Genomic DNA, 26,205 nt, shown 5'->3' on the forward strand with positions numbered 1-26,205 from the left:
TATGATTTTTTTGCCTTATGTCGTAAGAATCAATCTTCTCAATCTCATATATTGGGCTAACCCCCCTTACCTTCAGAAGGATAACATAACCTCACTTGCTTTCTTTTCCTTGGCAATTTACTTTTTTATTCAGCAATTGGAAAGCTCATTAACAACCTTTCAAACAGAATAAATCTTAACCCGGTGGGGAGAAAGTAATATATACTCCTAACCTGTCAGGGGAAGTATGCTAATTACTACCTCTCGCAAACCTTCTGCAAGGACCAGGACGCTTTGCAAGTTGCTTTCGCGGTTTATAGCCGGAAGATGTATGACACGCGGAAAGATGGGCGTGCAGGAACTCCTGGAGTTTGCGGAGGGCGGGCCTCTCATAGTCATAGGAGAGTACCACGGAAATCCTGGGGAGCTCAGCTTTTACGATGAAACCGGGAAGCTCATTTTCTCACTCAGGTTTACGGACTGGTATTCAAAGGAGCTTGATTCCTACTGGTTCCCTGATGTCGAGCCCGCGCTCGCAGGCCAGGGAGAGATTGCGGACGCCTTTGAGTCTTTTTTCCAATTCCAGAGGGTTGAAAAGGATAAAATTGATCAACTTCCTCCCGGTTCCACAGTTATAGACGCCGGGGAAAAAGATATCGATTTTATGGGCAGCGGAAAGTCCCTTTTTAAACTTAATGTTCGGGGTTTTAAGAAGTATTGACCCTCCAGACCCTTATTTTAAAACTGAGTTTTATAAACCGATTTTGTGCCTTATGTGATCTGAGGCTTCAAACAGGTTTTCAAAGAAAAATTAAATCCGATTCTTCCTCTCCGCTTTAAAAATAATTAAAAGCAGTTAAACTAAAATTTTCCAGTGTCAAAATAAATTGAAATAAAGTTTTTCAGGAGGAATTTCTTGAAACTCTTCGCAGAATTCATTTTTGAAACCGAAACTGCAGAAACGATCTACAGGGCTCTCCTGCCCGAACTCGATGATAACTTTTCAGAAAGGTCTGCAATCGGCCTGTACCTTGAGAATCCAAACAGGCTGGTACTGAGCGTAAAAGCTGAAGATGTAGTTTCCCTTCGCTCGGCCCTGAACACCTGGTTCAGGCTTATCCAGATTGCCCAGGAAATCCTTGAGACCACATCCGAAGCAAGCTGTTAGTCTTACCCGAAGCGCAATTCGGGGATAAAAAAGTAATGAGATTTCTTTTAAGCTCGTTTGATTCCGGCAGGCAAAAAAGAAAAGTTAATTATGCGTTCCGGAATTTCTGTCAGGGCTGGAGGTTTGCTTCAATTCATTTTCATTTTAAACCTCAATTTGAACTCTTTCGTCCTTCTGAGCTTCTTCTACCTCTTGTTTACACGTTTTTAATAACCGTGCGCTCCGGATTTTCTTGATTTGGGGCCTTTATTTGGCCTGAAAGCCCGCTCCGGGCACTTCTTGGAATCGGTTTTCCCGCGCACTTCAAAGCCCAGGCTGAAACATTCGCCTTTCAGTTCATCAATAGCCGTATAAAATCTGCAATCTTGGCATGTAGGCATTTGGATTACTACCTCCAGATACGTGAAGGCCACCTGGTTTTCATCCCAGAGTGTTTGCCCGGATACAGCCTCTCTGAAGCAAGAAATCGCTTCTCCTCAGATACCTTAAGTACGAAGATGTATCCCCTAAATAATATGTATCTGTAAATAAAACATTTTTGGTAGGCTACCAGAAAGAAGGTAGGGTTTTGGATCAGGTCAACTGGCAGATAATTTCAATAACTAACTAAAGTTATTTATATCCATCTCCAGAAAGCTTTTGCCGGTTATTCGCCGGTTATGCAGGATATATGTGCCTGGCCTGTGAAATTTTTCCGGCAGGGGTAACAGTTTCTTGTAGAGAGGAATTTTTCAAGACTGATTCCGAAGTCAAATTTCTTCATAGTCCTCAAATTCCACATCAAGTACAGGCAGTTCGGTTACTTTTCCTTCCCTATCGTAGCATGTCCAGCTCTGCTTATTGTAGGGGCGGCCCACTATGATATGGTAATTTCCTGTTTTCGAAAAGAGGTGCAGGTCCGCCTGAGAAGGGCTGCGGTTCGGGCCAGGGTGGCTGTGGACCGAGCCTGCGGCTTTAATGTTCGGCATCATATAAAGCCTGAGAATTGCATTCGTATCACTGGATTCCGTGCCAGGCAATATGAGGACCTCAGTAATGATGCCGTCTTTTTCCTGCAAAAGTCCGGCAAATTCCTGAGGAGCCATGGATTTGCTCGCTTCGAGGATAAAGTTGAGAGTATCGCGGGCTATTCCCTTAATTTGCATAAAGGACTATTCTCCTGAAAAGGTATATCTTTTCTGGGGGTAAGGATGAAGGACAGGTTAATTATTGCCGGCCGGGTTTTTTCCTGGTTATATAACCGACCGGGAGTTTTCACGGGATACAAGGGTCGTTAGCGGCTATATAATAAGAGCACTTCTCACAGGGGGCAGTTTTGGAATTATAGGCCAGTGGGTTTATCTACGGTTTGCATAGACTATTACACAGGAAGTTTTATTTCTTAGAGCTTGGTCGAATTATGAATTCGCTCTCAGTGATAGGTATTGCCAGGAGGTGCTGGAATAAAAGATACGCGCTCGGTTTCGGATCTGGAAGCAGACCTGAAACGGAATTCCGAAAGAGATCTGGAAAAGGATTCTCCAGGGGACCTGAAAAAGGATACCGGAAGGGACCTGAAGAAAAACCAGGAAAAAGGCAGTGACGCACACACATCATTATACAGGGAGTCGCTTGAAATGCACCGACGGCTTGGAGGCGTACTTGAGGTCGCAAGTAAAGTCCGCCTTCGCACGATACATGACCTCAGCGTTGCCTATACCCCCGGGGTTGCCGAGCCGTGCAGGAAGATAAGTGACGACCCGGAACTTGTCTACCTCTATACCCTGAAGAGAAATACCGTTGCTGTTGTCACCGACGGGTCTGCAGTGCTCGGGCTTGGGAATATAGGGCCTTATGCTGCCCTGCCTGTAATGGAGGGAAAGGCAATTATTTTCAAAGAATTTGCAGGCATTGATGCTTTTCCTATCTGCCTGGACACGCAGGAAACCGAAGAGGTGATAAAAGCGGTAAAGTATCTTGCTCCTGCTTTCGGGGGCATTAACCTTGAGGATATCAGTGCTCCCCGCTGCTTTGAAATCGAAGCCAGGCTGCGTGAAGAACTCGAACTGCCCGTTATGCACGACGACCAGCACGGGACAGCCATTGTAGTTTTTGCCGGGCTTCTCAATGCCCTTAGAATCGTGAATAAAGAATTAAGCGAGCTCAAAATAGTAATTTCAGGCCTTGGGGCTGCAGGAGTTGCAATTCTCAGGTTCCTTGTCCGAGCAGGAGCAAACCCGGCAAAAATCCTTGCCTGCGACAGCAAAGGGGTCGTGTATGAGGGCCGGGAGAAAGGCATGAACCCTGTAAAGGAAGAAATTGCCAGGCTTACGAACCCTGGAAATATGAAAGGAGGGCTCGAAGATGCCTTCCCGGATGCTGACCTTTTTATCGGAGTCTCGGTTGGAGGTATAGTCACCGAGGACATGGTTCGTTCTATGGCAAAAGATGCAATTGTAATGGCCATGGCAAACCCTGTGCCTGAAATAATGCCTGATGCTGCAAAACGGGCAGGAGCAAGGATCGTTGCTACAGGCAGGTCGGACTTTCCAAACCAGCTTAATAACTGCCTGAGCTTTCCGGGCGTTTTCAAAGGAGCTCTCAGCACCTGTGCAAGAAAAATAACGCCCGAAATGGAAATGGCTGCAGCCCATGCGCTTGCGAAAGTCGTAACAATCAGCGAGCTTTCCGAAGATCACATAATTCCTGATCCCCTTGACAGGCACGTAGTGCCTGCAGTTGCAAAAGCAGTTGCAGGTGCATCACTTGAAAGTTGTGTTGCAAGGAAAAAGCATGAAGACAACGCCTGAAAAGCCCGGATTCCGGCTAAAAGCCCTGTTTGCGGACAATTTCTTTTTTTCCTGTCCATCGGTCTTTTTTATCTTTCCTCTTTCTTTTAATTCTCCTTTCTTTTTGATTCAGGCTCACAGACAAATTCTCAGACAAATCATCAGAATTATTGTTTCGCAAGTAACTTGAACCCAAATAACATACTTTTTCTGTCATGTATCGGGGTGGTATGGAATGAATTGCAATGATCTGAAAACTGGTCAAACTCTTGTTTGTGAAAGATGCGGGCTTGAACTTAAAGTAATAAGTGAGTGTACAGATCACAGCTGCGCTACAGGCTGTGTCGGTGATATGGACTGTTGCGGAGAGCCGATGAAATTGAAAGAGTAAATGAAAGAGTAACCAAATAAAAGAGTAAGCAAAAAAGTAAAAGGAAATGAGTAAACCAGATAGTTTACTGGAGCATATAGGGGAATAGATCCGAAAAGGCTGCATCTAAAATCTGCGTTAAAAACCTGCGTTAAAAACCTGCTTTAAAGACCTGATTTTGTAATTCGTTTTTAACTAATTTTTCATCCGACTATTGCTTTCTTTCCAAACGCTTATTATTTTCTTTTTGTTGCCTGCTTATTGAAGTAAAATTTTCGAGAATGTGGCGGAGAGTAAAACGAAGGGCCCTGGTCCTGACGAACTATTTTTTCATACGATTTACAGGTTAACAAGAATCAACCGTAACATGATACTAAAAAGAAAGCAGTATAAAGTATATACAAAACAAAGGAAGAGAATACTAAGCATGTGCAATACAAAGGAGAAAAAGCTGTAAGGAGAAAAAGCTGTCATGGATGCAAAATCCTGGAGAAAAAGATGAATGAAGTTCAAAAAAGATTTGATGATATTTCAAAAAAGTATGATGAACAGAGAAAGAAGTTTATACCTTGCTTCGACGATTTTTATAGATTATCGGTATCCGTAGCCTCCGTAAACAGGGAAAATCCGGATATACTGGACATAGGGGCTGGAACAGGACTTCTATCGGCATTCCTGATGGAAAGATATCCTGAAGCCTCGTTTACTCTTATTGATATATCGGAGAAAATGCTGGATGTAGCAAAAGACCGATTCAGGAGTAACTCAAACGTAAAATATGTTGTAGCCGATTATTCGAAATACCATTTCGTAGAAAAATACGATATGGTAATGTCGGCGCTGTCTATTCATCATCTGGAAGACGAAGAGAAAAAGGAAATTTACAAAAAGAGTTATTCTTTACTTAAACAAAACGGGATTCTTATCAACGCCGATCAGGTCTATGGAGAAACCCCTTTCATAGAAACCCTGAATAAGAAAATCTGGAGGCAGTATATAGAGGATAGCGGCTTGCCAGAGGAAGAGATCCTGGCTGGTTACGAAAGAATTAAGCTTGATAAGGAGGCAACACTGGATCAACAAATGAACTGGCTTAAAGAAGCAGGTTTTTGTGATGTAAGTTGCATATATAAATTCTATCACTTTGCAGTGATGTTTGGGAGAAAAATCGTATAAAGTTGAGGGGCTACAGTAACTGCTACTCTCACCTCATGCGCGGGCTCTGCAGGGCTTTATAAAATGATGCCCGTTGAGAGTTAAAGATTCGAAATTATCCGCTTTTCTTTTTAAGGGATGAGTGATAATACTAATGCAAAGGAGATAGAATATGCCAGCAAACTTGATTGAATATTTTAACAAAGCGCCCAGGCTCGGCGTTCTCAGCACGTCCAGCAATGACGGACGGGTCGACACGGCTGTCTTCGGCTCGCCTCAAATGGTCGATGAAAAGACTGTTATAGCGGCAACGGCCGATAACCGTACCTTAGCAAACCTTCTGGAGAATCCGCATGCCATGTATACGATTATGGAGCCTGGAGAGTCGATCACGGATTGGAAAGGCATCCGGGTTTACATGAAGCTGAAAGAACATGCGACGTCCGGGGAACTCCTTGATATGATCCGAACCCAGGCTGCCAATTTCGTAGGCGAGGAAGGCGCGAAGCTGATATATGCTGCACTGACCTTCGAAGTCTATGAGGTCAGGCCCCTGGTAGACTTCGGGCAGGGCTGGGAGAAATCGATCTGAATTTAAATTCACAGGATCGAACTTTGAGAAGATAATTAAAAATTTGAAGATAATTAAAAATTTGAAGATAATTGGATATTGGAAGATAATTTGATATTGGAATGATCACAGGTTAAAAGTTTACAGGTCTTCTTATATATTACAATTGATTGTTTTTCCAGGTCTGCGATCCTTCCCGAATTATCGGGTATAATAGACTTACTTATTGCGGAGGCAGGGAAAAACTCTAGCTTAATTTAGTCTCCAGCCGCTACGGGCAAGTTGTGAACCAAATATAGGATTGCCAGTACATCCTTTGCCGTTCTTTCCCTTTCAAACCCTGTTTTTGATTATTATTGGTTTCTTATTTATATTTCTCTAGTTATTATATGTCAGTAAGAATAATCTCTCTATGATGCCTTTAGACTTTTTTCCAGTTTTCGGGTCCTGGTTGCGGCAGCTACCAATTAAATCAATGCTAGAGAAAGGGGGTAATTGAGCATGCATGAAGGTCACGAAGGAATGATGATGGAAATCTGGGAAATTCTTCCTGAAGATCAGAAAAAGGAAATTGCGTTAATGAAGATGGATATGAAAATACTCTGGCTGGAAGCCAAAATAGCTGAAATGGAAAAAATGATTGAATTAAAGAGAAAAGCCATAGAAAACACTAAAAAGATTCAGCAAGCACTGAGGAAATAAGATTTAAGGAAATTAAGGAAATTAAAAATTAAGGAAATCGAGAGCGTACATTATAAAGAATCATATATTCTAAAAAATACAGGTTAAAATTAAAAAAGCTTAAAAAAGCAGAGATAAACTTCAAGAGCTTACCAGCTCTTCGATTCCCTTTCAAGTTTTCTGGCGACCGTTGCGCCGGTCGATCACGCCGGATAGGGTTTGGGAATTAGATGTATTTCTTAATCATAGGCTCTAGCCGTTTTCGGTCAAACCTTTTTGCAAAAGGATTGTAGGCCTGCGTTTTTGATCAAGCTTTTTTTAAAAAGTTTGTGGTTATTTAATCCTTCTGAGTTCTTCCAGTATACTTTTCTGCGTTTCGGCTATTTCTTTTAATGTTGCATTGATTTCTGTCATCAGGCCTATCGTGCTTTGTGTTATCCTGGCTTCCGGGGTTTCCAGAGGGAAGGTTTCGTTTTGCTCCTGTTCTTCCTTCTGGAGTGCACGTAAGAGTTCTCCCATTGCTCCGAACTCACGGCTCTGGTCGGCGCAGCCTGTCGCTTTATCTTCCTGACTCATGACTCTAACAATGCTGCGAAATATAAAAATAATTTCCGGTAATCTGTGGCATCCATTTTCTTCCGGGTCAGGCTCAACTCTCTGTCCATATCAGATCAAATAGGATTTCCACTCTGTGCCTTGAAAATAGATTCAGATATCATGATTCTTTTTAAGGTAAACCGTTATTAAAATAGATCTTATGTGTCGAAAAAAAGTCTTTTTTTACTTTTTTAAGTGAAGTATAAATAGAACTTTAGCATTATGTTCTATGGGTGGTGGGGAATTAGCGTATGTAAACGGGATCTTTCTAAATTGGATAAAGCCTCTTTCATGATCCCCACTCCCTACAAACTATTAAAAATAGTTTTCTGGAATATTCTGTTTCTCTTCTTTTCTCAGTATCATCTTCCTGCGGTAGCTTACGCTTTAAAGGGCGGTTAGTTGACCAGGAGCAAGGCCGCTTAAAGCGATAAGCACCCCAAAAAGCAGAAGCAGCAAAATGGACAGAGCTACGGCCGCTAGAGATCTCTCCATGCTGATCTCGTGTACAAACTTGCCGCCAACAATATAGAGATACACCTGGTAAATCCCGAAAATCCACCCGACAAAAGGAATCCAGATGAGTGATGAGGCAGCAGATGAGTAAAGTACGAATTTAGCAGTACCCTCATAGGTTCCCTTTCCTCCAAGCGTTTTATAAACAGCGTAAAGTATTGTAGCATCAACAAAGAGAGCAATAATGCCTATAAAGGGTATCATAACCGCAATTATCGGTACTGTAGAAATGAATTTTCTAACCTCATCCGTTTCCGGGGTAAAAATCAGGTGAATAAACGTGCCTATGGCTGCGCTGACAGTTGAAAAAATGACAGGGTCAAAGTATCCCCCGGTCTCTGGCATTTCCCTGTAAAAATCCGAAGGTTTTTGCATAATATCTTTCCAGGTATCGATGTAATCCAGTATCATAACAAAAAATATTACAAAGTCTTACTATATTTAAGTTGTCAAAAACGTAGGTAAGTAGCATGCAAAATGGAATAAAGGTTTCAAAAGTGTGGGTATCTGGATAAATACCACGGAATCTTTTATGAACAAATTCCGTTGCTGCAAAAGCGTATGTCAATGCAATTTTGATGTGTTAAAAACTGGTTCAAGATAAAACAAAAACTTTATATTCGAATTTTACGTACTTCTTCCCGCAACACTGTACATAGATGGGCATTATATTTTCTGTGGCTCAAAAAACGGTTAAGTATCTTAAGGTAGATTTCCGGATTCTCCAAATAATTTTAATAGAAGTTTGGGAATTCAGATTCTTTTCAGGTTTATCTTAATCTTATTTCCTTCGAGATTTATCAAATATATCAAAATTTATCAACTTGTTAAAATATTACCCGAGATTCGAGATGATTTATTGACTGATAAAAAACTGTTAATGGGTAATGAAGCCATTGCACTTGGAGCTATAGAAGCCGGCGTCCAGGTGGTTACAGGGTATCCGGGGACTCCTTCGACCGAGGCTCTGGAGACGATTCTCCGGTATGCGGACAGGTGTGGAATCTATACCGAGTGGTCCAGCAACGAAAAGGTTGCACTTGAAACGGCTGTAGGGGCGGCTTACTCCGGGGCAAAGGCGCTTGTGACCATGAAGCAGGTAGGGTTGAACGTTGCATCTGATCCCCTCATGAGCCTGAGCTATATCGGGGTAAAAGGAGCCCTTGTGTTGCTCGTTGCCGACGATCCCGGGCCTCATTCTTCCCAGACCGAGCAGGATACGCGGGCTTTCGGGCACTTTGCAAATATTCCTGTCCTGGACCCCGCAACCCCTCAGGAAGCCTACGAACTGACAAAGCTGGCTTTTGAGCTTTCGCATGAATTCGAAATCCCTATCATCCTGAGAACGACCACGCGGGTCTCCCACAGCTGCGGGGACGTCGAGGTTGCAGTCGCAGAACCTGGGCCGGTAGAAGCCGTTAGCGAGGGTTTTGTAAAGGACAGGCGCTGGACAATCTTTCCAAGGCTTACTGCCGAGCGGCATCCCTGGCTTGAAAGCGTGCAGGTGCAGCTTTCCGAGCGCTTTTCCGGGCTCCCCTTCAATTCGGTTTCGGGATCGGGAAAAATCGGGATTATAGCCTCTGGAGTTTCAGCGCTTTATGTAAAGGAAGCCGTGGAAACTGTCAGGGGTTTTGAAGAGCTTTTTACACTCTTCAGGGTCGGAACGGTTTATCCGTTTCCGGAAAACGCAGCCCTTTCTTTCCTGAAAGCCATTGACAGGCTGATCGTGGCCGAAGAACTTGACCCTTACCTTGAGGAGCAGGTGCTCCAGCTTATAGGAAGAGCACATCTGCCTGTTGATGTTTACGGGAAAAAGAACGGCTTTTTCCCTGTAAGCGGGGAATATAATGTGGACCTTGTCATTGACGGCATTAACCGCGCACTCTCAGCTTTCGGGGAAGATTTGCGCGTTTCCCAGGCTTCTCCTGCCGTCTCAAGAGAAAAGCTTCCGCCCCTTCCGGTCCGGGCCCCGACCCTCTGTGCCGGCTGCATGCACAGAACCGTCTTTTACGCTTTCAAGCAGGCTGCAAAACAGCTTAAAAAAGAGGCTCAAACCGATACGATTTTCTCCGGGGATATCGGCTGTTATACCCTTGGAAACGCTTATCCCCTTAACATGGTAGATACCTGCCTCTGCATGGGGGCCGGGGTAAGCATTGCAGGAGGGCTCTTCCGTACGAACCCGAAAGCAAAACATGTGGCCTTTATCGGGGATTCGACCTTTTTCCATTCAGGCATCGCTGCGGTGGTAAATGCTGTCTATAATGGAGCCGACATCACCCTTGCAGTCCTCGACAACCGAACAACTGCAATGACAGGGCACCAGCCACATCCGGGCATAGGCTTGACCGCACTCGGAAGTGCTTCGAAAGCCATTGAGATTGCAGACGTGATTCGGAGCTGTGGGGTTGAATTTGTAAGGACTGTAGATACCGTGGATACGGACAGCCTGGAGAGTTGTGTAAAAGCCACACAGGAAGCCATGAATTTCAGAGGGCCGTCGGTTATAGTATTCAAAGGCAAATGCGCAGGGATTACAAAACCCGACAAATACTACAAAATAAAACCTGAAGCCTGCACAGGCTGTGGTTTCTGTATAAAAGAGCTCGGCTGCCCTGCCATTAACCTTGCTGCGGATGAGCCTGTTATACAGGACAGTTGCAGCGGCTGCGGGCTCTGTGCGCAGATCTGCCCGTCGGAAGCTATCTGCATAGGAGGGGTAAAGCTGTGAAATATGATATTCTGATTGCAGGCGTTGGCGGGCAGGGTGTCGTGCTCGCTTCCCGCATGCTCGCACTTGCTGCGATGAAAGCGGGATTCCACGTAAGCACTGCCGAAACCATAGGCATGTCCCAGAGGGAAGGATCGGTCAGCAGCCACGTAAGGATAGGAGACAAAATTTCCGGATCACTTATTCCCATCGGGCAGGCAGACCTGCTTTTAGGCCTTGAACCCGCAGAAACCGTAAGAAACCTGCCTTTTCTCAGGGAGGGCGGAAAGGTGCTGGTAAATACCCATGCCATCCCGCCGGCATCGAGGCCGCCAGGAAGCCCCGAATATGATCCTGCAGCTTTGCTCTCTTTTTTATGTGCCTGCTGCCCTGATATTCTCTGCTCCGATTTCACGGAGCTTGCAGAAGACGCAGGGACATACAGGGCTGCAAACGTTGCAATGCTTGGAGCGGCTGCAGGCGCACGAGTATTACCTTTTTCAGAGGAAACTTTAAAGGCAGTACTTGATGTCGAAATCCCTGAAAAATACAGGGCTGTAAACAGGGCCGCATTCGAATGTGCAAGAAATGTATCAGATTTATCTCCGGCACCTGAACTGGGGAGCAGAAGGTGAAATTATATGTATGAAGTATCCACTGAGGCTGAACTTGATCCCAATGCCCAGCTTTACCATCCCAAAATCTCGGAAGAAGCCTCCTTTGCAAAGTTGAAGGCACTGCTGAAGCGTGTGGTTGAAAACAGCCCTTTTTACCAGAAAAAGTTCAGGGAAGCAAATGTCGATATCGAGAAAATAAAGTCGCTTGAAGACCTGAAGCTTCTCCCTTTCACGCATAAAGAAGAATTAAGGGATGCCTACCCTCTTGGGTTGAAGGCCGCGCCTGATTCCGAGGTGGTAAGGATCCATTCCTCATCCGGAACCACCGGAAAACCCGTAATCATTCCTTATACCCGAAAAGATGTAGATATCTGGGCCGAGATGATGATGCGCTGCTATATGCTGGCAGGCCTTAGCAATCTGGACCGGATTCAGATTACACCGGGGTACGGGCTCTGGACTGCGGGAATAGGATTCCAGCTCGGGGCTGAACGCCTTGGAGCGATGGCTATACCTACGGGCCCGGGAAATACCGAAAAACAGCTTGAAATGCTTGTTGACCTTAAATCTACAGCCCTTGCAAGCACCTCTTCTTATGCGCTTTTGCTTGCCGAAGAAATTGAAAAACGCGGGCTTAAAGACGAGATCCAGCTCAGGGTAGGTATAATAGGTTCGGAGCGCTGGAGCGAAAAAATGCGCAGCCGAATCGAAACCGAGCTTGGGATAGAGACCTTTGATATTTACGGGCTGACCGAGATCTACGGGCCGGGAATTGCCCTTGATTGTTCTTTCCATGAGGGTATGCATTACTGGTCCGACCATCTGCTCTTTGAGATAATCGATCCTATTACGGGCGAGCAGCTTCCTGACGGCACGCTCGGAGAACTCGTAATTACGACCCTCACAAAGGAAGGGGCTCCCCTCATCCGTTACAGGACAAGAGACCTGACCCGGATCATTCCGGGCCTCTGTAAATGCGGCTGTCCTTTCCCGAGAATTGACAGGATCCTGGGAAGGTCGGACGACCGCATAAAGTTCAAGGCTGTAAATATCTATCCGGGCCAGATCGAAGATATCATACACAGGGTTCCGGGCGTAAGCAGCGAATACCAGATCCTGCTTTCACGCAGGGACGGCAGGGACAGTATGACCTTCAGGGTCGAGATCGAGAGTGCAGAAGATCCCAAAGGAAAAGAAAAAACCGAAAAAGCTCTCGGAAAAGCCTTCAAAGACTTCATAGGCGTAACCGTGGACGTGGTGGGCGTAAAGATAGGGGAACTTCCCCGCAGCATGAAAAAGACAAAAAGAGTAATTGATGAAAGGGAACTGTGAAAACCCCTCCAACCTTTCATCAACCCATTTCTCACCTGCTTTTTCCGCAATTGGTATCTGGCTTGCTTAATCGTCAGTCTAGTCAATGTCTTCAATATCGCCAATGTCATCCAATCGGCTTTTTACGGCACTTTTAACTGCGCATTTGATTTTATCACCCTCGGTACGGGATAATTTTTCAGTAACCTTCTTTTCTTTTTCGAGATCGTTTTTATACACAATAGTCCTGTATGGATACGGAATTTCTATGCCTTCCTTATCAAAGCGCTTTTTGATAGCTTCCCTGATTTCGCATCCTGAACTGTACGCAATGCTCCTGTCTTTGAACCAGACCATCAGGCGGAGGTTTACGGAAAAGTCTCCCAGCTCGACAACGTGTACTTTAACCTCCCCCCTTTCCCTGAAATCCGGGTCCACGGGATGAAGCACGGGGGAATCAAAAAATCCGATTTTAAGGGTTTCGGACCTGATCAGGCTGGGTTTTATCACGCTGTATTTAACCTCCTGAGGAGGCATGACATTTGGATGCTTTCTGGCTTCCTCGATCATGATGCTTCTTGCCTGGTCGATATCGGCGTCATAACCTATTCCTATATCTACCGGCCAGATTACCGCAGGGTCTTCTATAGTCCAGTTAATTATCGCTTCATTACTGATTACGGAGTTAGGGATTATAAGCCGCCTGTTGTCCCAGGTTATGATAACCGTGTGCCTGAGGTTGAGATCCGTAACTTTCCCGTATTCGTTCATAATGTTCAGCCGGTCTCCGACCCTGAAGGGTTGAAAAACGGCAAGGGAAAGCCCTGCGATTATATTGCTCAGTGTGCTCTGGGCTGCAAAACCGATAACAATACCGGCAATTCCCGCCCCGGTAAAGAGGGCAACCGAGAGGCTTCGAAGACCCGGAATGCTGAAAATAACAATAACAATTCCCACAAAATAGATTAATGCGACCACGATATGCCTGAACATCCGGAAAGACGTCGTGTCCATATGCAACCTGCTATTTGCTTTTTTGAAATAGCTGTCCATAAGCCGGTTTACATTCCGTGCGATAAGGATAGTGCTCAGGCCAATAAGAATTACGAATAAAAGCGTACCAAAGTTTTCTGAAAACCAGGTAAATGCCTGCTCTAAGCCTTTATCAATATAAGATATATTTTGTTCAAAAGGAGATTGGGTTTCGGGGGCTACCATGCCCTGAGTGATTGGCAAGAAGCTTTAAATAAATATTGATTTAAAAAAAATGAAAATTTTAAAAAGTAAAATTACGCAAAAAAGACAGCTCCGGCTGAAATAGCAGGGAATTAAAGCAAAGAATTTGAAGTAGAAATTTAAATAAAAAATGAGTTTGAAGAAAGAATTAAAGTAAAAGAAGTTAGAAAAGAGAATTTAAAGTAAAGGGAGTTAGAAATAAGAGTTTAAAGTAAAAAGAAGCTAAAAGAAATTTAAAGTAAAAACGAATCTGGTAAAATCCTTAAAGTAAAAAATTTGATAAAAATTAGTAACTCGAAAAAGGAAGTTGCGTGAACGTAAACTCCCTTCTCCGCGTTTCTCAGGGTTGTTTTTTCTTAATCTCTTATTAATCTCTCGTGCTGCTATTCAGTCTCCTCAGGCATACAGGTCTTCCTGCTTTACAAATACCCAGTACCCTTCGAAAGGACTGACTTCAAACTCGTCAGCCCCAAGCTGGTTCTCGGCTATCGTTCCGTTAAAGCCATTGTAACCGACATACTGATAATAGCCTGTAGTGTTATTGCCCGGCACCCAGGGGCCGATAACTTTTACAAACGAGCTGCTATTCGAGCTGTTGTTCAAGCTGTTATTCCAGTTGTCGAGAGTTGTGAACGCAACTTTTGCAGGGAGACTAACGTTTACAGATGAGCCCAGAGCGTTCCAGCCAGGGTAGACCTTCAAGCTTGGTGGAACCGTAACCAGTCTCTTCTCAACTGAGGCGAACTGCTGGGAAGCATTGAACTGAGTCCCGTTGGGCACATTGATCCAGTATGCCTTCAGTGGCTCGATTCTTGAAACGTTCTCAAAGCGCTTGCTTGAAGCATTGTAATAAGTCAGGGAGGTATAGTTTACTCCTGAAAGCAGATAGCTTACGCTTGTGTTATTAGCTTCAAACGGAATCGAGAAGAAGTGCCAGATTCCTGTATGATTCCCTCCTGTCTGGTTGACATCGGGAATGCCTCCTGTCTGGTTACCGTCTGTCTGGTTGTCTCCTATTCCACTGCCCGGTGGTATGAGCACATCATCGATTACACAGATAGTTCCATTGTTTACAACGATTATCTGTGTAATATTCACGTTTTGTATCATTATATTGTTTTGTACGACATTGATCTGTAGTACATTGCCCCCAATATTGGTAATATTATTCATACTGACAAGCTGCTCGCTAGTCAGTTTCCCACTCACGGTATGGTAAGAGAGAACCTCCGTGAGCAAACTCGTGTTGTTCATGAGCTCATTGCGGGTTGCTGCCGGCAATTTATTGAAGGCCTCATTGCTCGGAGCAAAGACCGTATAATTCCCTGTGTTCAGGGTCTGCGTCAGGTTTGCAGTCTGCACGACATTTACGAAGGTGCTTAAATTCGTCTGATTTTGTGCTACCTGAACAATAGTTTGGTTTCCGGTCTGGTTGCCGCCTGTCTGATTACCTCCAGTCTGATTGCCTCCTGTCTGGTTATCTCCCGGTGCCGGTGCTGCTATAGCAACCGTAACATTAGCAACATAAGTTGCATTTTCAATTTCGGCTTCTCCATCCTGTTCAGTCGTGTACCAGAAGCTGATATTGGTTCCATTGGTTACGTTATTCATACCGAAGCTTCTGTTAGCCGGCATATCGTCGATGTAAGTGAACCACATTTCCCCGGTCGTGTTATTGTTCCTTATGCCCTCTATGCTCTGGAGCATGAACTCCGGAGTCACATTTCCGGTCATATTTCCGGTCGGTATCTGGGCAATGTTTCCGGTTTGAGATTGGGTCAGATTTGTAGTCTGAGTTTCAGTCGTCAGATTTGCAGTCTGGGTCTGGGTCAGGCCTCCGGTCTGGGTTTCTGTCATATTCCCGGTTGGAGTCCCGGTCATATTCTGCACTACTGAAGCATTAAACTCAAGTCCTGTCGCGTTGAGAGCTCCGAGGTCTGTAAGGTTATTTACCTGATAGCTCTGGGTAGAATTTTCCGGCCTGAACATAAAGGTCCCTTGAGTGAGATTTACAGTATCGTTATAAAGTTCGGTCAGGTTTTGTTCAGGCTCCGGTTCCATGCCTTCTTCTACAGCAACCGTGACATTGGCCACGTAGGTTGCGTTCTCGATTTCAGCTTCTCCGTTCTGTTCAGTTGTATACCAGAAGCTGATATTGGTTCCATTGGTTACGTTATTCATTCCAAAGCTTCTGTTAGCCGGTATATCGTCGATGTAAATGAACCACATCTCTCCGGTCGTATTATTGTTCCTTATGCCCTCTATGCTCTGGAGCATGAACCCCGGAGTCACATTTCCGGTCATATTTCCGGTCATGTTCCCTGTCATATTTCCGCTAACGTTTTGCATTACCGACACATTGAAATCCAATCCGGTGGCGTTCAGGGCCCCGAAATCGGTAAGGTTGTTTATCATATAGGTCTGGGTAGAGTTTTCCGGCCTGAATGTGAAAGTTCCCCGTGTAAGGTTCACAGTGTCATTATACAGTTCGGTCAGTTCTACCTGGCCATCAGAAGGAATTCCACTATCCGGAGGAATGAGAACCCTATCTATTACGCAGAGAACTCCGTTGCTTGCAGGCGTTATCTGTGTGACATTTGCATCTTCTATTGTGATATTGCCATCTGTCGCATTGACCTGAAGCACATCGCCCTGGACACTGGTGATGTTCTCAGTACTTTCGAGTACCTCTTGAGTAAATCTTCCCTCTGCAACATGGTAAGAGAGAACTCTTCTGAGCATTTCGGTATCATTCATCAGCTCATTAAGGGTTTCTTCCGGAAGCTGATTGAAGGCTTCGTTACTCGGAGCAAAGACCGTGTAAGGACCTTCCTCTTTGAGGGTTTGTGTCAGGTTTGCAGCCTCAACTGCACTTACAAAAGTGCTTAAGTTTTGTTGAGTTTCTGCCTCCTGGATAAGGTCCGATCCCTCTTCTGCGGAAACCGTAATATTGGCAACATAAGTCGCATTCTCGATTTCAGCTTCTCCGCCCATCTCGGTCGTGTACCAGAAGCTGAGGTTATCTCCGTCAGTTACATTATTCATTCCGAAGTTTTCTTCAGCAGGTGCTCCGTTTATGTATACGAACCACATCTCTCCGGTTGCGTTATTGTTCCTTATGCCCTCTATGCTCTGGAGCATGAATGACACATTGGTCATGTTTCCGGTCATATTTCCGGTCATATTTCCGGTCGCATTCTGCATTACTGAAGCATTAAACTCAAGTCCTGTCGCATTGAGAGCTCCGAGATCTGTGAGGTTATTCACCTGATAGGTCTGGGTAGAGTTCTCCGGCCTGAACGTGAAGTTTCCTCGAGTGAGATTTACGGTATCATTATATAGTTCAGTCAGGTTTTGTTCAGGCTCCGGTTCCATGCCTTCTTCTACAGCAACAGTGACATTGGCCACGTAGGTTGCGTTCTCGATTTCGGCTTCTCCGTTCTGTTCAGTTGTGTACCAGAAGCTGATATTGGTTCCATTGGTTACGTTATTCATTCCGAAGCTTCTGTTAGCCGGGACATCGTCGATGTAAGTGAACCACATCTCCCCTGTCGTGTTATTGTTCCTTATGCCCTCTATGCCCTGGAGCATGAACTCTTGAGTCATGTTCCCTGTCATATTTCCGGTCATGTTCTCGGTCATGTTTCCGCTAACGTTTTGCATCACCGACACATTGAAATCCAATCCAGTGGCGTTCAGGGCTCCGAAATCAGTAAGGTTATTTATCATGTAAGTCTGGGTAGAGTTTTCCGGCCTGAATGTAAAGTTTCCTTGAGTGAGATTTACGGTATCGTTATACAGTTCAGTCAGGTTTTGTCCAGGCTCCGGCTCCATGCCTTCTTCTATAGCAACTGTAACATTGGCCACGTAGGTTGCGTTCTCGATTGCGGCTTCTCCATTTTCCTCTACCGTGTACCAGAAGCTTAGATTGTCTCCATCAGCTATCGGGTTCATTCCGAAGTTTTCGTCAGCAAGTTCTCCGTTTATATAGAGGAACCAGATTTCTCCGGTCATATTATTGTTCCTTATGCCCTCTATGCCTTCAAGTACGGATACATTGGTCATATTCGCATCTTGCAGCACGGACACATTATACTGGAGTCCTGTTGCAGTGAGAGCCCCAATATCTGTAAAGTTGTCCACCTGATAGGACTGGTTAGAATTTTCCGGTGTGAAGGTGAAGTTTCCTTCAGTCAGGTTTACTGTATTATTGTACAGTACGGTCAGGTTTTGTCCAGGCTGCGGTTCCATGCCTTCTTCTACAGAAACCGTAATATTAGCTACGTAAGTTGCATTCTCAATTGCAGCTTCTCCGTTCTGTTCAGTTGTGTACCAGAAGCTGATATTGGTTCCATTGGTTACGTTATTCATTCCGAAGCTTCTGTTAGCCGGTATATCGTCGATGTAAGTGAACCACATCTCTCCGGTCGTGTTATTGTTCCTTATGCCTTCTATGCCCTGGAGCATGAATTCTGGAGTCATGTTCTCGGTCATATTTCCGGTCATGTTCTCGGTCATGTTTCCGCTGGCATTTTGCATCACAGAGACATTAAAATCCAATCCTGTGGCATTCAGGGCCCCGAAGTCCGTAAGATTGTCCACCTGATAGGCCTGGGTAGAGTTTTCCGGTGTGAAGGTAAAGTTTCCTTCAGTCAAATTCACAGTGTTGTTGTACACTACGGTTGGTTCTACCAATATATTCCCTATCAGAGTCGTTGTAGTTGTTTCTCCATCCTGCGCAGATGCGGTGCAGGTAGCTGCGCTTAGTAGTAGCAAAATAATAAAAGTATAAACTAGACTACTTAATCCTGATCTAATTCCAGATTCCCCCGCTTATATCCCTTCAGCAGACAACAATCCCTTATATTAGATCTGTACCCCGTTTTAGTCTGCCTAAAGATTTATTTCGTGTGAATATGTATAATTTCCAACTTTATATATCATACAAAGAGTATTTGTATCTTCTCATTAATATTATTTTATGATGAATAATGTCTATTTTATGAAATTTATTGCAACTCTTAGAATTTGAAAAGTTTTCCGAACCCTGCTTAGGGCTTCAATTTCTCTATTCAATATTGCCTTCAGGAAGGATTCTTTTAATTCGCGTTTCCGTACTTAAAGGCATTATTCTTTCCTGTCTTCTCCTAGCCGATCCAAAAATAGTTTGTCACCATTTAAAAACCCTTACCTATAGAGAAGTGGATTTTAAATATAATTTAATTATTATTTTTGAGTAGTACCTAAAAAATAGTCTTCTAATGTTAGAAAAAAGTCGAGTATTCAAAATAAATTACATAATTTATATATTAATATTCTACCATTTATGGGCTACAGCTAGGTTTTACCCCAGATAGAAAAGGTCAGACAGAAAATAGATCCGGTCAATAAGAATAGGTTTGATCAGGACTGGTTTAATCAGGACTTGTGAAAGAAAATATCAAAAATTAATGAAAGGAAGGGTTACTTCCTTTCCCTGGCATATGCAACAAGTGCATCTTTAACTCCGTACTTGAATGCAACCACGATTGCAACTCCCCATGCAAGCGGCCTGAAGAAGATGTAGACGATGGTAGTATCAATTAGCATTGTATCCAGGGCAACCAAAACCACAATAAGAAGCAGGAAACCCCTCAGGAGAGGAATGATTATATCTGCCCCTTCTATCTTCATGCCTCTGACAGTACCGCTCAGGTAGTCCATCACTATATCAATAGCAAGAATTCCTATCACCAGGATCAGGATAGCTACAAGGACACGTGGCAGATACTGAGTAATATCTATCAACAGATCGGTAATCATGGTCTGCTGCAGGATATCCGCTGCAGCCGTGAGGAAGATCAGGTACCCAAATATCCTGACTACTCCAGCTATTATCTTTGATACTGTCATCCCTCCGGACCTGAGTGAGGCCCCAATGGGTGTCCTTTCAAATCTCTCATCTACTCCGGCTGACAGAAGCAGCTTCTCGAGTAAATCGCTGATGAAATCCACAATCAGCAGACCTATGAGCAGGACAATAATAGCCGAGATCACAAGCGGGATGTAGTATATCACAAGATTGACGAATTCATTCACAACCTCAATATTCAGAAGGTCCAGAATGATTACGGCAAAGATAATGTAGACGAACCAGCGTATGAGTGCTTCAAAAAAGCTGATAGTACTCACCTGTGCCCTTCTCAACATACCGCCTATCACAGTTCTGTCAATCAGGTCATCCAGTCCTATTCTATCCAGTATTTTCGCGCCTATTTTTCCAAGGAATTTTCCAAGCACTGTTCCTATAATAATTAAAAGAATTATGGCTACTAATGTTGGAATAAATGCTATGAATTGATCGACCATATCGTATAAACTATTCATAATCTCTGTTTCAACCATATTAATCACCCCTATATCCAGTTCTAAAACTGATGATCTTTCCAAGTTCCCCAATTTTCGGAAAAATCCCCTTATATATTTAACATCTTATTCTATTAAATATATAATACATATATTTATCTGCAAGCATATAAAAAGCTTATTTTAAATTAAGAATCCGGCTGCATTGAAGATAAGCTAAACTGCTTCAAAAGCTTAATAAGGATATTAGGACAAAAGGTTGTGCACAGGCTTAAATCAATGGAGCTTTAATTACTGAATAATCTATTTTTATTAGAAGGTGAGGCAGAGAAATACGCATGGGCACTTTTGGAAGAAGAGGGTCAAAAACCGGGCTTGCACCCGGAACGCTTATCCATGTAGGGGAAAAGAAGGTCGAAAAGGTAGTAATCCGGGTACTGGCCTATAATAGTGAAAAGCTTATAGAAAGAGAGCTGGAAACGGTTGAGGGGTGTCTGGAGTTTAAGGACCAGCCCGGTATCAATTTATGGATAAATGTGGATGGGCTGGATAGGATAGATGTTATAGAAAAGCTCGGCGGCTACTTCGATATCCATCCCCTTACCCTCGAAGACGTGCTCAATACAGGGCAGCGTCCCAAGACTGAAGATTACGAATCGTATATCTATACGGTTTTAAAAATGATGCTTCTTGATACGGAAAGAGAAGAGATTGTTGTAGACCAGGTAAGCATCATTATCGGCCCCAATTATATCCTCTCTTTTCAGGAAAGGCAGGGGGATGTTTTTGACCCGGTACGGGAAAGATTTGAAAATCCGGCTTCCCGCCTGCGGAAAAACGGGGTGGATTATCTTGCCTACAGCATGATTGACGCCGTGGTCGATAATTACTTTTTGATTCTTGAGCACTTCGGGGACGAAATCGAATATCTTGAAGAGGGGTTGGTAATACAGCCAAGGCCTGAAACCCTCAGGACTATCCAGAAATATAAAAGGGATATGATTATCCTTCGTAAATCCGTCTGGCCGCTTCGGGAGCTAATAAATGGCCTGCAAAGGATCGAGTCCAATCTTATTAAAGAGACTACCCGCATCTACCTGAGAGACATCTATGACCATACCATCCAGGTAATTGATTCAGTCGAAGATTTCCGGGATATTTTGGCTTCAATGGTTGACATTTATCTCTCCAGCATAAGCTACAGGATGAATGACGTTATGAAGGTCCTGACAGTCATAGCAACTATTTTTATTCCCCTTACTTTCATAGCAGGCGTTTATGGAATGAATTTCGAATACATGCCTGAGCTCAAATGGCGCTGGGGTTATCCGGCAGTAATGTTTGGAATGACCCTTCTGGGAGTCAGCATGTTTGCCTATTTTAAGAAAAGGAGATGGGTTTGACCTTCCTTTTTCCCGGCATCCTTCTTCTTCCTTTTTCCCGGTATCCTCCTTCCTTTTTCGTTCCTTCCAAGCCCTTTAACATTATCTTTTCCACCAGATTTTTTTCTTTGTTTTTCATCAGTCTTTTTTCTCTCCTGACTTTCTGCCTACTTTTCTCTCTTTACTCTGGAAAGGTTTTTAAACATGAAAATTTTTATAATGTCATACATCTATATTAAGAAATTCAGGTAATTACCAAAAATGTTAATCCCCGAGATATTATGTACGGCTATTATGACCCCCCATTTTCAGTGGAGCAGGAAGGAATTGCTATTTCCGTTGAAAAAACCGGAGAGCATTGGGTGTACAGAAGGACACTTGGAACGGATAAGGTAGAGAAAATTATCCTTGGAGATGGAAAGTGCCTGATTATAAATCCGGTAGAGCCCTTAAACACTCCTAAGGAAATTACCCCAAATCTACTGATAGAATTTGAGAAAACCCTGCTTCTTGCGGGAGGAGCAAAAAGAAGAATTTTCCTGACTTTCCCGATAGAGATAGGCGTTTTTATCTCGGATAAGGGAGAAAAAAATCTCCAGCTTCTGGATGTGCTGAGCCTGGCAAGGCAGAAATTTACCCTGTATGGGGAGGTTTCAAACGGAGTTCTCTGCAAGCACTGGAAAAGCAGAATATATTCGATTTCTCCGTCCCCGAATCCTCTGCAGGAGGGAATTATGGAACTGACCCTTCGGAATACCTCTTCGGATTGGGCGTCGATCTCCAAGGTGGTTTTCAGTGCATACGGTATGAAACTTTACTACGATGGCGATGTTTTCATGCGAGCGCGCATGGACATCCTCAACAGAAACACGGCTGAAACAGGTTTTGAGCTGCAGCATCTCAGCGGGGAGCTAAAAAGCAGCCCTCGGAGAGATTTTAAAGCCATGAAAGAAGCTTTCGGGGTCTACAGCCTTCAGAAGCTTGGTTTAGCATCCCTTAAGTTTTACATGGGGTGGGGCTTTTGATCATGGATGTTAACCTTCTCGATTTTGTCCTGTACAATACCTCAAAGGCTCCGGTTACCCTTGGGGATCTATTGAAATTTGTACTCATCCTGTCTTTCTCGGTCCTTTTTTCCCGGATTCTGACACTTTACCTGCGCAGGTCCCTGAAGGATAAAGTCAGTAAGGATGTGGGCGAAACTGTCCTCAAATTTCTCTATTACGGCACACTCATTATTGTTTTTATCTCGGCCCTACCTCTCATAGGGCTTGATCCTTCAGGACTCCTGCTGGCAGGAGGGGTCGCAGGTATTGTGCTGGGTTTTGCAAGCCAGAACATTGTGGGAAATCTGGTTTCTGGTTTTTTCCTCATGGTCGAAAGACCCATAAAAATCGGGGATCAGGTTGAGATCAGCGGAATCTCAGGCTATGTGACCGATATTCGCATAATTTCAACACTTATAAGGACCTATGATGGGCTACTTGTCCGCTTGCCCAACCAGCAGGTCTTTACAACAAACATCACAAACATCGTTGGGCATCCTGTCAGGCGGTTTGAACATACAATCAGAATCCGTTACAGTGACGACGCCAATGCCGCAATTTTTCTTATCAAAGAACTTATCGACAAAGAACCCTTTGCTCTCCTGAATCCCTCTCCCTCGGTTTTCGTAAGCGACCTCGGGGACAGTTCGGTAAATATCACTGTCAGGATCTGGGCGCCTGTGAATGAGTGGTTCGGGATAAAAACCAGAATTCTATGGAATATAAAACAGACCCTGGAAGAATACGGTATAGAAATTCCTTTACCGCAGCGCATAATCCGTATTCAGACCGATGCAAAGAAAATTCCTGAAGAACTGATGCCGGAAAAAGAGATCGACAGCGTATTAAATTATGAGGAAAGGGTTTTAGCCTGAGGAAGCCTTTTATGCAGAGCTGTCAAAAAGCTGCTGTAGCAAAGGTTTTTCCTTTTTCTCGTTTTAACCGGTACTCCTGAGTATCTTTACTCCATAAACCTCAAAGCTCTCGTAACTTATTAAGAATTTCAATTGCCGCAGTTATTGAGACATCTTTTCTAAATAAAAACGGATTACGACTAATATGAGGCAACCTATTACTATATGTGATATAATATTAATTTTGCATAACACTAATGGGATTTTTGCATAAAAAATTCAATGAGTCCTAACGAATTGGTATGATAAACGGATATGATAAACGGATATAATAAACGGATATAATAAAGGATATTTGATGTCATATCAGGGGTGGCGGTCTTATGAAATTAAAATCGATTAAAGAGGTCATAACCTCAGGAATGTTTAAAGGTCCCCTTGCTCTCGGGGCATTACTGTCTTTTGCAGTTTTTCCGGAAGGCAGGGCTTCTGAAAAGACAGGGAATTCCTCTAAATTTATAAACGAGGAATCTAAGTCGGAAGAGCTTGATCCCGATAAAGTTACGACGGAATGGAACGATACATATCTTTTCAGCAGCAGGGAAGATGCTTCGGAAGAACTTGAAAGATTAAAAAAGAAGCCGCAGGAGATAAATGAAACATTTCGCCCGAAATTTGAAAATCTGTCCGGATCTGCTGTACTTGGATATCTGGAAAGCGAAAAGGATTATTCAAAATCGCTTGAGGTTATGTACACTTACGCATATACTCAGCTCAGCAAAAATGTGAACGAATCGTTTTTTATTTCTCTTGTTGGAAGCGCCCAGGATCTGCTTACCGAATATAAGAAAGCCAGAGCCTTCGCAACAGTAAAATTGACCTCGCTCGGTAAGGAGGATTGGGAAAGGCTCTTTTCCGAAGAACCCGGACTTAAGGCCTACAGGGCTTATCTTGAAGCTAACTACATAAGGTTTGCCGAGCACAGGCCAGTGAATGAGTCCCAGGCAATGTATCTTGCAGAGCTCGAAAACCAGCGAATGAAGCTGGAGACCGAAGCGCTTTCACAAATCACGAATAAAGTGACAAGGGCAGGAGAGATAACACTTGAGAACGGAGAGAAATTTTCCGTAAATTCCCAGTCCTACAATACTTTACTTTCAACCGATCCCAGCCGGGAAAACAGGAAAAGATGTTATGACCGGAGGTTCTACCACCTGATAAACGAATCCGATTCTATGGCAGCTCTCTATTCCCAAAAAGCCCGGCTTGACGATCTTGTCGCAAGGGAGCTGAAATACACGGATTTCTATGATTATACCCTGTATAATCTCTATCTTACCCATGTTCAGATTGATGATATGAATGCGGTTTTCAAGCAAAGAAAAGGGGTATTTGAGGACTATAATGAGTTCAGGAGAAAAAAACTCGGGCTTGAAGCGCTCAAACCATACGACCTTATGCTGCAGCTGACGGATCAACCTGGCAAAAAGTATGCCTACATTGATGCTTTGAAAGAGATTCGGAAATCTTATTCCAGGATGAACCCAAATTTTAAAGAAATCTTTTTTAAAATGGTTACTGGCAACTTCGTAGATGTATATCCTGACCCTGAACACGGGAAGCAGCCAGGGGGTTACTGTACCGATTCCTGCGCCCTGAAAGCTCCGCCTCTGATCTTTATTAATTACGACGGTCTTCTCAGGGACCAGAAAACTCTAACACATGAGCTGGGACATGCCGTTAACTTTTACCTCATGGGCAATTCCGTGGATTATCTCTACTGCTCAGGCACGATTTACGAGATGGAAATCCCTTCCACTTTCAACGAAGAGCTTCTTGTTGATCACATTGTCGAAACTTCGGATAGGGATACTGCAGTTGCCGTACTTTCCCAGCAGATCGACGACTATCAGAACTTCTTTACCAGGCAGCCGTTGATTACGGAGTTCGAATATAAAGCCCACAGGCTCTGCGAAGAAAAAGAAACGGTAAGCGGAGCGGAACTCAATGCAATCTGGACCGATCTCTCTAAAGAATACAGGAGTCCTTCAGTTGAGTATTACGCTGAAGATTCCGCGGAATGGACCTATATCAACCATATTTACCTGACAAGCAATTACTATACCTTCAATTATGCGGTTTCGAAAGCAATAACCCTCGCCCTCTTCAAACAGTACAGGGAAGACCCCGAAACTTTTAATAAGAACTATGTCGCCTATCTTTCGGCAGGTTCTACAATGCCTCCCGAAGCAAAACTAAAGAAGTATTTCGGGATCAAGATCAACAGGCAGCTCTTTGAGGACGCAATGGATATTGTCGAGTTAAGAATTCAGGAATTGCATAAACTGGCAAAGGAAGAATAAATCTGAATTTAATCCAAGGTTCTGAATTAAATTCATGAGTTTAAGTATAATTCACAATCTAAATTTTTAAGTCTAAATTTATAAGTCTAAATTTATAAGTCTAAATTTGTATGTCTAAATTTATTCTGATCGTACAAATTCTGAATACTACTTGATTCCTTGAAAAAATAATATTGTGAAGAGGAAAACCTGGACTGAAGAGGGGTGAGAAGAACTAAGAAAAAACCAGCGAACCACGCTCTTATATTCTTTCTTCAAGCATGTAGCGGTTTTTCGGAACATATATAAAATCTGAGAAATTCAAATTTCAAGATTATTGCAGGAAATAAAAAAGATTTATATCTAAGGATACTTTGCTGGATTTTGTGGTTTGCAATTCAGGCCTCAGTTAATTTCAGAACCGAAGAATTTCCGAGGGTTTAGCAGCTAAATTAAAACAGCTGAAACTGAAAATAACTCAGGAACAGGTCTATGCTGATTCGTGCAATAAATTAAATGCAGGATCGGTAAAAGATAAATGTGAAATGGGACTCAAA

The 26,205-nt window shown here is 43.6% G+C and carries 22 protein-coding genes; 14 read left to right on the plus strand and 8 right to left on the minus strand.

Going from position 1 to position 26,205, the window contains the following annotated elements:
* Positions 1–226 precede the first annotated feature (226 nt).
* Positions 227–700, plus strand: coding sequence for an rRNA maturation protein (locus ACPK8D_RS03750; RefSeq protein WP_424716505.1), 474 nt, complete (start codon positions 227–229; stop codon positions 698–700).
* Positions 701–895: 195 nt separating this feature from the next.
* Positions 896–1,147 carry a KEOPS complex subunit Pcc1 gene (locus ACPK8D_RS03755; RefSeq protein ID WP_424716506.1) on the plus strand — a complete coding sequence of 84 codons (252 nt, stop codon included), beginning with the start codon at positions 896–898 and terminating at the stop codon, positions 1,145–1,147.
* A gap of 206 nt (positions 1,148–1,353) precedes the next feature.
* Here the strand turns inward: ACPK8D_RS03755 and ACPK8D_RS03760 are convergent, their stop codons facing one another.
* Complete coding sequence (locus ACPK8D_RS03760) at positions 1,354–1,527, minus strand: hypothetical protein (RefSeq protein ID WP_424716507.1); 174 nt, start codon at positions 1,525–1,527, stop codon at positions 1,354–1,356.
* Between the two features lie 369 nt (positions 1,528–1,896).
* On the minus strand, positions 1,897–2,292 hold the full coding sequence (locus ACPK8D_RS03765; protein ID WP_424716508.1) for a Mov34/MPN/PAD-1 family protein: 396 nt from the start codon (positions 2,290–2,292) through the stop codon (positions 1,897–1,899).
* Positions 2,293–2,763: 471 nt separating this feature from the next.
* On the opposite strand from ACPK8D_RS03765, the gene ACPK8D_RS03770 reads away from it, so the two are divergent.
* The 5 genes from ACPK8D_RS03770 to ACPK8D_RS03790 all read left to right on the plus strand — a co-directional run bounded on the left by ACPK8D_RS03770 (position 2,764) and on the right by ACPK8D_RS03790 (position 6,713).
* A complete protein-coding gene (locus ACPK8D_RS03770; RefSeq protein ID WP_424716641.1) occupies positions 2,764–3,936 on the plus strand; it encodes an NAD(P)-dependent malic enzyme in 1,173 nt (390 codons plus the stop codon).
* A 214-nt stretch (positions 3,937–4,150) separates the two neighbouring features.
* Positions 4,151–4,306 (plus strand): hypothetical protein, encoded by a 156-nt coding sequence (locus ACPK8D_RS03775; RefSeq protein WP_424716509.1) that lies wholly within the window; start codon positions 4,151–4,153, stop codon positions 4,304–4,306.
* A gap of 408 nt (positions 4,307–4,714) precedes the next feature.
* Positions 4,715–5,461 (plus strand): class I SAM-dependent methyltransferase, encoded by a 747-nt coding sequence (locus tag ACPK8D_RS03780; RefSeq protein WP_424716510.1) that lies wholly within the window; start codon positions 4,715–4,717, stop codon positions 5,459–5,461.
* Positions 5,462–5,612: 151 nt separating this feature from the next.
* Positions 5,613–6,032: a pyridoxamine 5'-phosphate oxidase family protein gene (locus ACPK8D_RS03785; RefSeq protein WP_424716511.1), complete on the plus strand. Its 420-nt coding sequence runs from the start codon at positions 5,613–5,615 to the stop codon at positions 6,030–6,032.
* Positions 6,033–6,539: 507 nt separating this feature from the next.
* A complete protein-coding gene (locus ACPK8D_RS03790) occupies positions 6,540–6,713 on the plus strand; it encodes a hypothetical protein (RefSeq protein ID WP_424716512.1) in 174 nt (57 codons plus the stop codon).
* A gap of 312 nt (positions 6,714–7,025) precedes the next feature.
* On the opposite strand, the gene ACPK8D_RS03795 is transcribed toward ACPK8D_RS03790, so the two are convergent.
* Positions 7,026–7,268 (minus strand): hypothetical protein, encoded by a 243-nt coding sequence (locus tag ACPK8D_RS03795; protein ID WP_424716513.1) that lies wholly within the window; start codon positions 7,266–7,268, stop codon positions 7,026–7,028.
* 408 nt (positions 7,269–7,676) lie between these two features.
* Positions 7,677–8,216 (minus strand): YIP1 family protein, encoded by a 540-nt coding sequence (locus tag ACPK8D_RS03800; protein WP_424716514.1) that lies wholly within the window; start codon positions 8,214–8,216, stop codon positions 7,677–7,679.
* Between the two features lie 448 nt (positions 8,217–8,664).
* Between ACPK8D_RS03800 and iorA the strand changes: the two genes are divergently transcribed.
* From iorA to ACPK8D_RS03815, 3 genes are read left to right on the plus strand one after another with little or no spacing between them, the layout of a single operon-like run.
* The gene (gene iorA / locus ACPK8D_RS03805; protein ID WP_424716515.1) at positions 8,665–10,536 is read left to right on the plus strand and encodes an indolepyruvate ferredoxin oxidoreductase subunit alpha; all 1,872 of its coding nucleotides are present in this window, start codon (positions 8,665–8,667) and stop codon (positions 10,534–10,536) included.
* Complete coding sequence (locus tag ACPK8D_RS03810; RefSeq protein ID WP_424716516.1) at positions 10,533–11,150, plus strand: indolepyruvate oxidoreductase subunit beta; 618 nt, start codon at positions 10,533–10,535, stop codon at positions 11,148–11,150. Before iorA ends, ACPK8D_RS03810 begins: the two co-directional genes overlap by 4 nt.
* Positions 11,151–11,156: 6 nt before the next feature.
* The gene (locus ACPK8D_RS03815; protein WP_424716517.1) at positions 11,157–12,464 is read left to right on the plus strand and encodes a phenylacetate--CoA ligase family protein; all 1,308 of its coding nucleotides are present in this window, start codon (positions 11,157–11,159) and stop codon (positions 12,462–12,464) included.
* Between the two features lie 78 nt (positions 12,465–12,542).
* On the opposite strand, the gene ACPK8D_RS03820 is transcribed toward ACPK8D_RS03815, so the two are convergent.
* From ACPK8D_RS03820 to ACPK8D_RS03830, 3 genes are all read right to left on the minus strand, one after another.
* Positions 12,543–13,661: a mechanosensitive ion channel family protein gene (locus tag ACPK8D_RS03820; protein WP_424716518.1), complete on the minus strand. Its 1,119-nt coding sequence runs from the start codon at positions 13,659–13,661 to the stop codon at positions 12,543–12,545.
* 414 nt (positions 13,662–14,075) lie between these two features.
* Complete coding sequence (locus ACPK8D_RS03825; RefSeq protein ID WP_424716519.1) at positions 14,076–18,455, minus strand: fasciclin domain-containing protein; 4,380 nt, start codon at positions 18,453–18,455, stop codon at positions 14,076–14,078.
* Positions 18,456–19,142: 687 nt separating this feature from the next.
* Positions 19,143–20,063, minus strand: coding sequence for a mechanosensitive ion channel family protein (locus ACPK8D_RS03830; protein ID WP_424716520.1), 921 nt, complete (start codon positions 20,061–20,063; stop codon positions 19,143–19,145).
* A gap of 299 nt (positions 20,064–20,362) precedes the next feature.
* Here ACPK8D_RS03830 and corA point away from each other — a divergent pair, with 299 nt between their 5' ends.
* Positions 20,363–21,427 carry a magnesium/cobalt transporter CorA gene (gene corA, locus ACPK8D_RS03835; protein WP_424716521.1) on the plus strand — a complete coding sequence of 355 codons (1,065 nt, stop codon included), beginning with the start codon at positions 20,363–20,365 and terminating at the stop codon, positions 21,425–21,427.
* Here the strand turns inward: corA and ACPK8D_RS03840 are convergent.
* Entirely contained in the window at positions 21,405–21,545 is a 141-nt protein-coding gene (locus ACPK8D_RS03840; protein ID WP_424716522.1) for a hypothetical protein, read from the minus strand. The two genes, corA and ACPK8D_RS03840, sit on opposite strands and share 23 nt — an antisense overlap.
* A 142-nt stretch (positions 21,546–21,687) precedes the next feature.
* Here ACPK8D_RS03840 and ACPK8D_RS03845 point away from each other — a divergent pair, with 142 nt between their 5' ends.
* The 3 genes from ACPK8D_RS03845 (at position 21,688) to ACPK8D_RS03855 (ending at position 25,669) form a co-directional block, all read left to right on the plus strand.
* On the plus strand, positions 21,688–22,431 hold the full coding sequence (locus tag ACPK8D_RS03845; RefSeq protein WP_424716523.1) for a DUF432 domain-containing protein: 744 nt from the start codon (positions 21,688–21,690) through the stop codon (positions 22,429–22,431).
* A 2-nt stretch (positions 22,432–22,433) separates the two neighbouring features.
* Positions 22,434–23,327, plus strand: coding sequence for a mechanosensitive ion channel family protein (locus ACPK8D_RS03850; RefSeq protein WP_424716642.1), 894 nt, complete (start codon positions 22,434–22,436; stop codon positions 23,325–23,327).
* Between the two features lie 362 nt (positions 23,328–23,689).
* The gene (locus ACPK8D_RS03855; RefSeq protein ID WP_424716524.1) at positions 23,690–25,669 is read left to right on the plus strand and encodes a M3 family oligoendopeptidase; all 1,980 of its coding nucleotides are present in this window, start codon (positions 23,690–23,692) and stop codon (positions 25,667–25,669) included.
* The last annotated feature ends 536 nt before the right edge of the window (positions 25,670–26,205 follow it).

Origin of the sequence: Methanosarcina sp. (genome assembly GCF_049706645.1) — an archaeon.
In the GTDB taxonomy this organism is placed as follows: Archaea; Halobacteriota; Methanosarcinia; order Methanosarcinales; family Methanosarcinaceae; genus Methanosarcina.

Excerpts from the sequence above, each read along its gene's own strand:
- ACPK8D_RS03800 (WP_424716514.1), bottom strand. The coding sequence starts at position 8,216 with ATGATACTGGATTACATCGATACCTGGAAAGATATTATGCAAAAACCT.
- corA (WP_424716521.1), top strand. The coding sequence starts at position 20,363 with ATGGGCACTTTTGGAAGAAGAGGGTCAAAAACCGGGCTTGCACCCGGA.
- ACPK8D_RS03795 (WP_424716513.1), bottom strand. The coding sequence starts at position 7,268 with ATGAGTCAGGAAGATAAAGCGACAGGCTGCGCCGACCAGAGCCGTGAG.
- ACPK8D_RS03815 (WP_424716517.1), top strand. The coding sequence starts at position 11,157 with ATGTATGAAGTATCCACTGAGGCTGAACTTGATCCCAATGCCCAGCTT.
- ACPK8D_RS03790 (WP_424716512.1), top strand. The coding sequence starts at position 6,540 with ATGGAAATCTGGGAAATTCTTCCTGAAGATCAGAAAAAGGAAATTGCG.
- ACPK8D_RS03785 (WP_424716511.1), top strand. The coding sequence starts at position 5,613 with ATGCCAGCAAACTTGATTGAATATTTTAACAAAGCGCCCAGGCTCGGC.
- ACPK8D_RS03760 (WP_424716507.1), bottom strand. The coding sequence starts at position 1,527 with ATGCCTACATGCCAAGATTGCAGATTTTATACGGCTATTGATGAACTG.
- ACPK8D_RS03765 (WP_424716508.1), bottom strand. The coding sequence starts at position 2,292 with ATGCAAATTAAGGGAATAGCCCGCGATACTCTCAACTTTATCCTCGAA.
- ACPK8D_RS03840 (WP_424716522.1), bottom strand. The coding sequence starts at position 21,545 with ATGAAAAACAAAGAAAAAAATCTGGTGGAAAAGATAATGTTAAAGGGC.
- ACPK8D_RS03850 (WP_424716642.1), top strand. The coding sequence starts at position 22,434 with ATGGATGTTAACCTTCTCGATTTTGTCCTGTACAATACCTCAAAGGCT.
- ACPK8D_RS03845 (WP_424716523.1), top strand. The coding sequence starts at position 21,688 with ATGTACGGCTATTATGACCCCCCATTTTCAGTGGAGCAGGAAGGAATT.
- ACPK8D_RS03775 (WP_424716509.1), top strand. The coding sequence starts at position 4,151 with ATGAATTGCAATGATCTGAAAACTGGTCAAACTCTTGTTTGTGAAAGA.
- ACPK8D_RS03820 (WP_424716518.1), bottom strand. The coding sequence starts at position 13,661 with ATGGTAGCCCCCGAAACCCAATCTCCTTTTGAACAAAATATATCTTAT.
- ACPK8D_RS03770 (WP_424716641.1), top strand. The coding sequence starts at position 2,764 with ATGCACCGACGGCTTGGAGGCGTACTTGAGGTCGCAAGTAAAGTCCGC.
- ACPK8D_RS03830 (WP_424716520.1), bottom strand. The coding sequence starts at position 20,063 with ATGGTTGAAACAGAGATTATGAATAGTTTATACGATATGGTCGATCAA.
- ACPK8D_RS03750 (WP_424716505.1), top strand. The coding sequence starts at position 227 with ATGCTAATTACTACCTCTCGCAAACCTTCTGCAAGGACCAGGACGCTT.
- ACPK8D_RS03855 (WP_424716524.1), top strand. The coding sequence starts at position 23,690 with ATGAAATTAAAATCGATTAAAGAGGTCATAACCTCAGGAATGTTTAAA.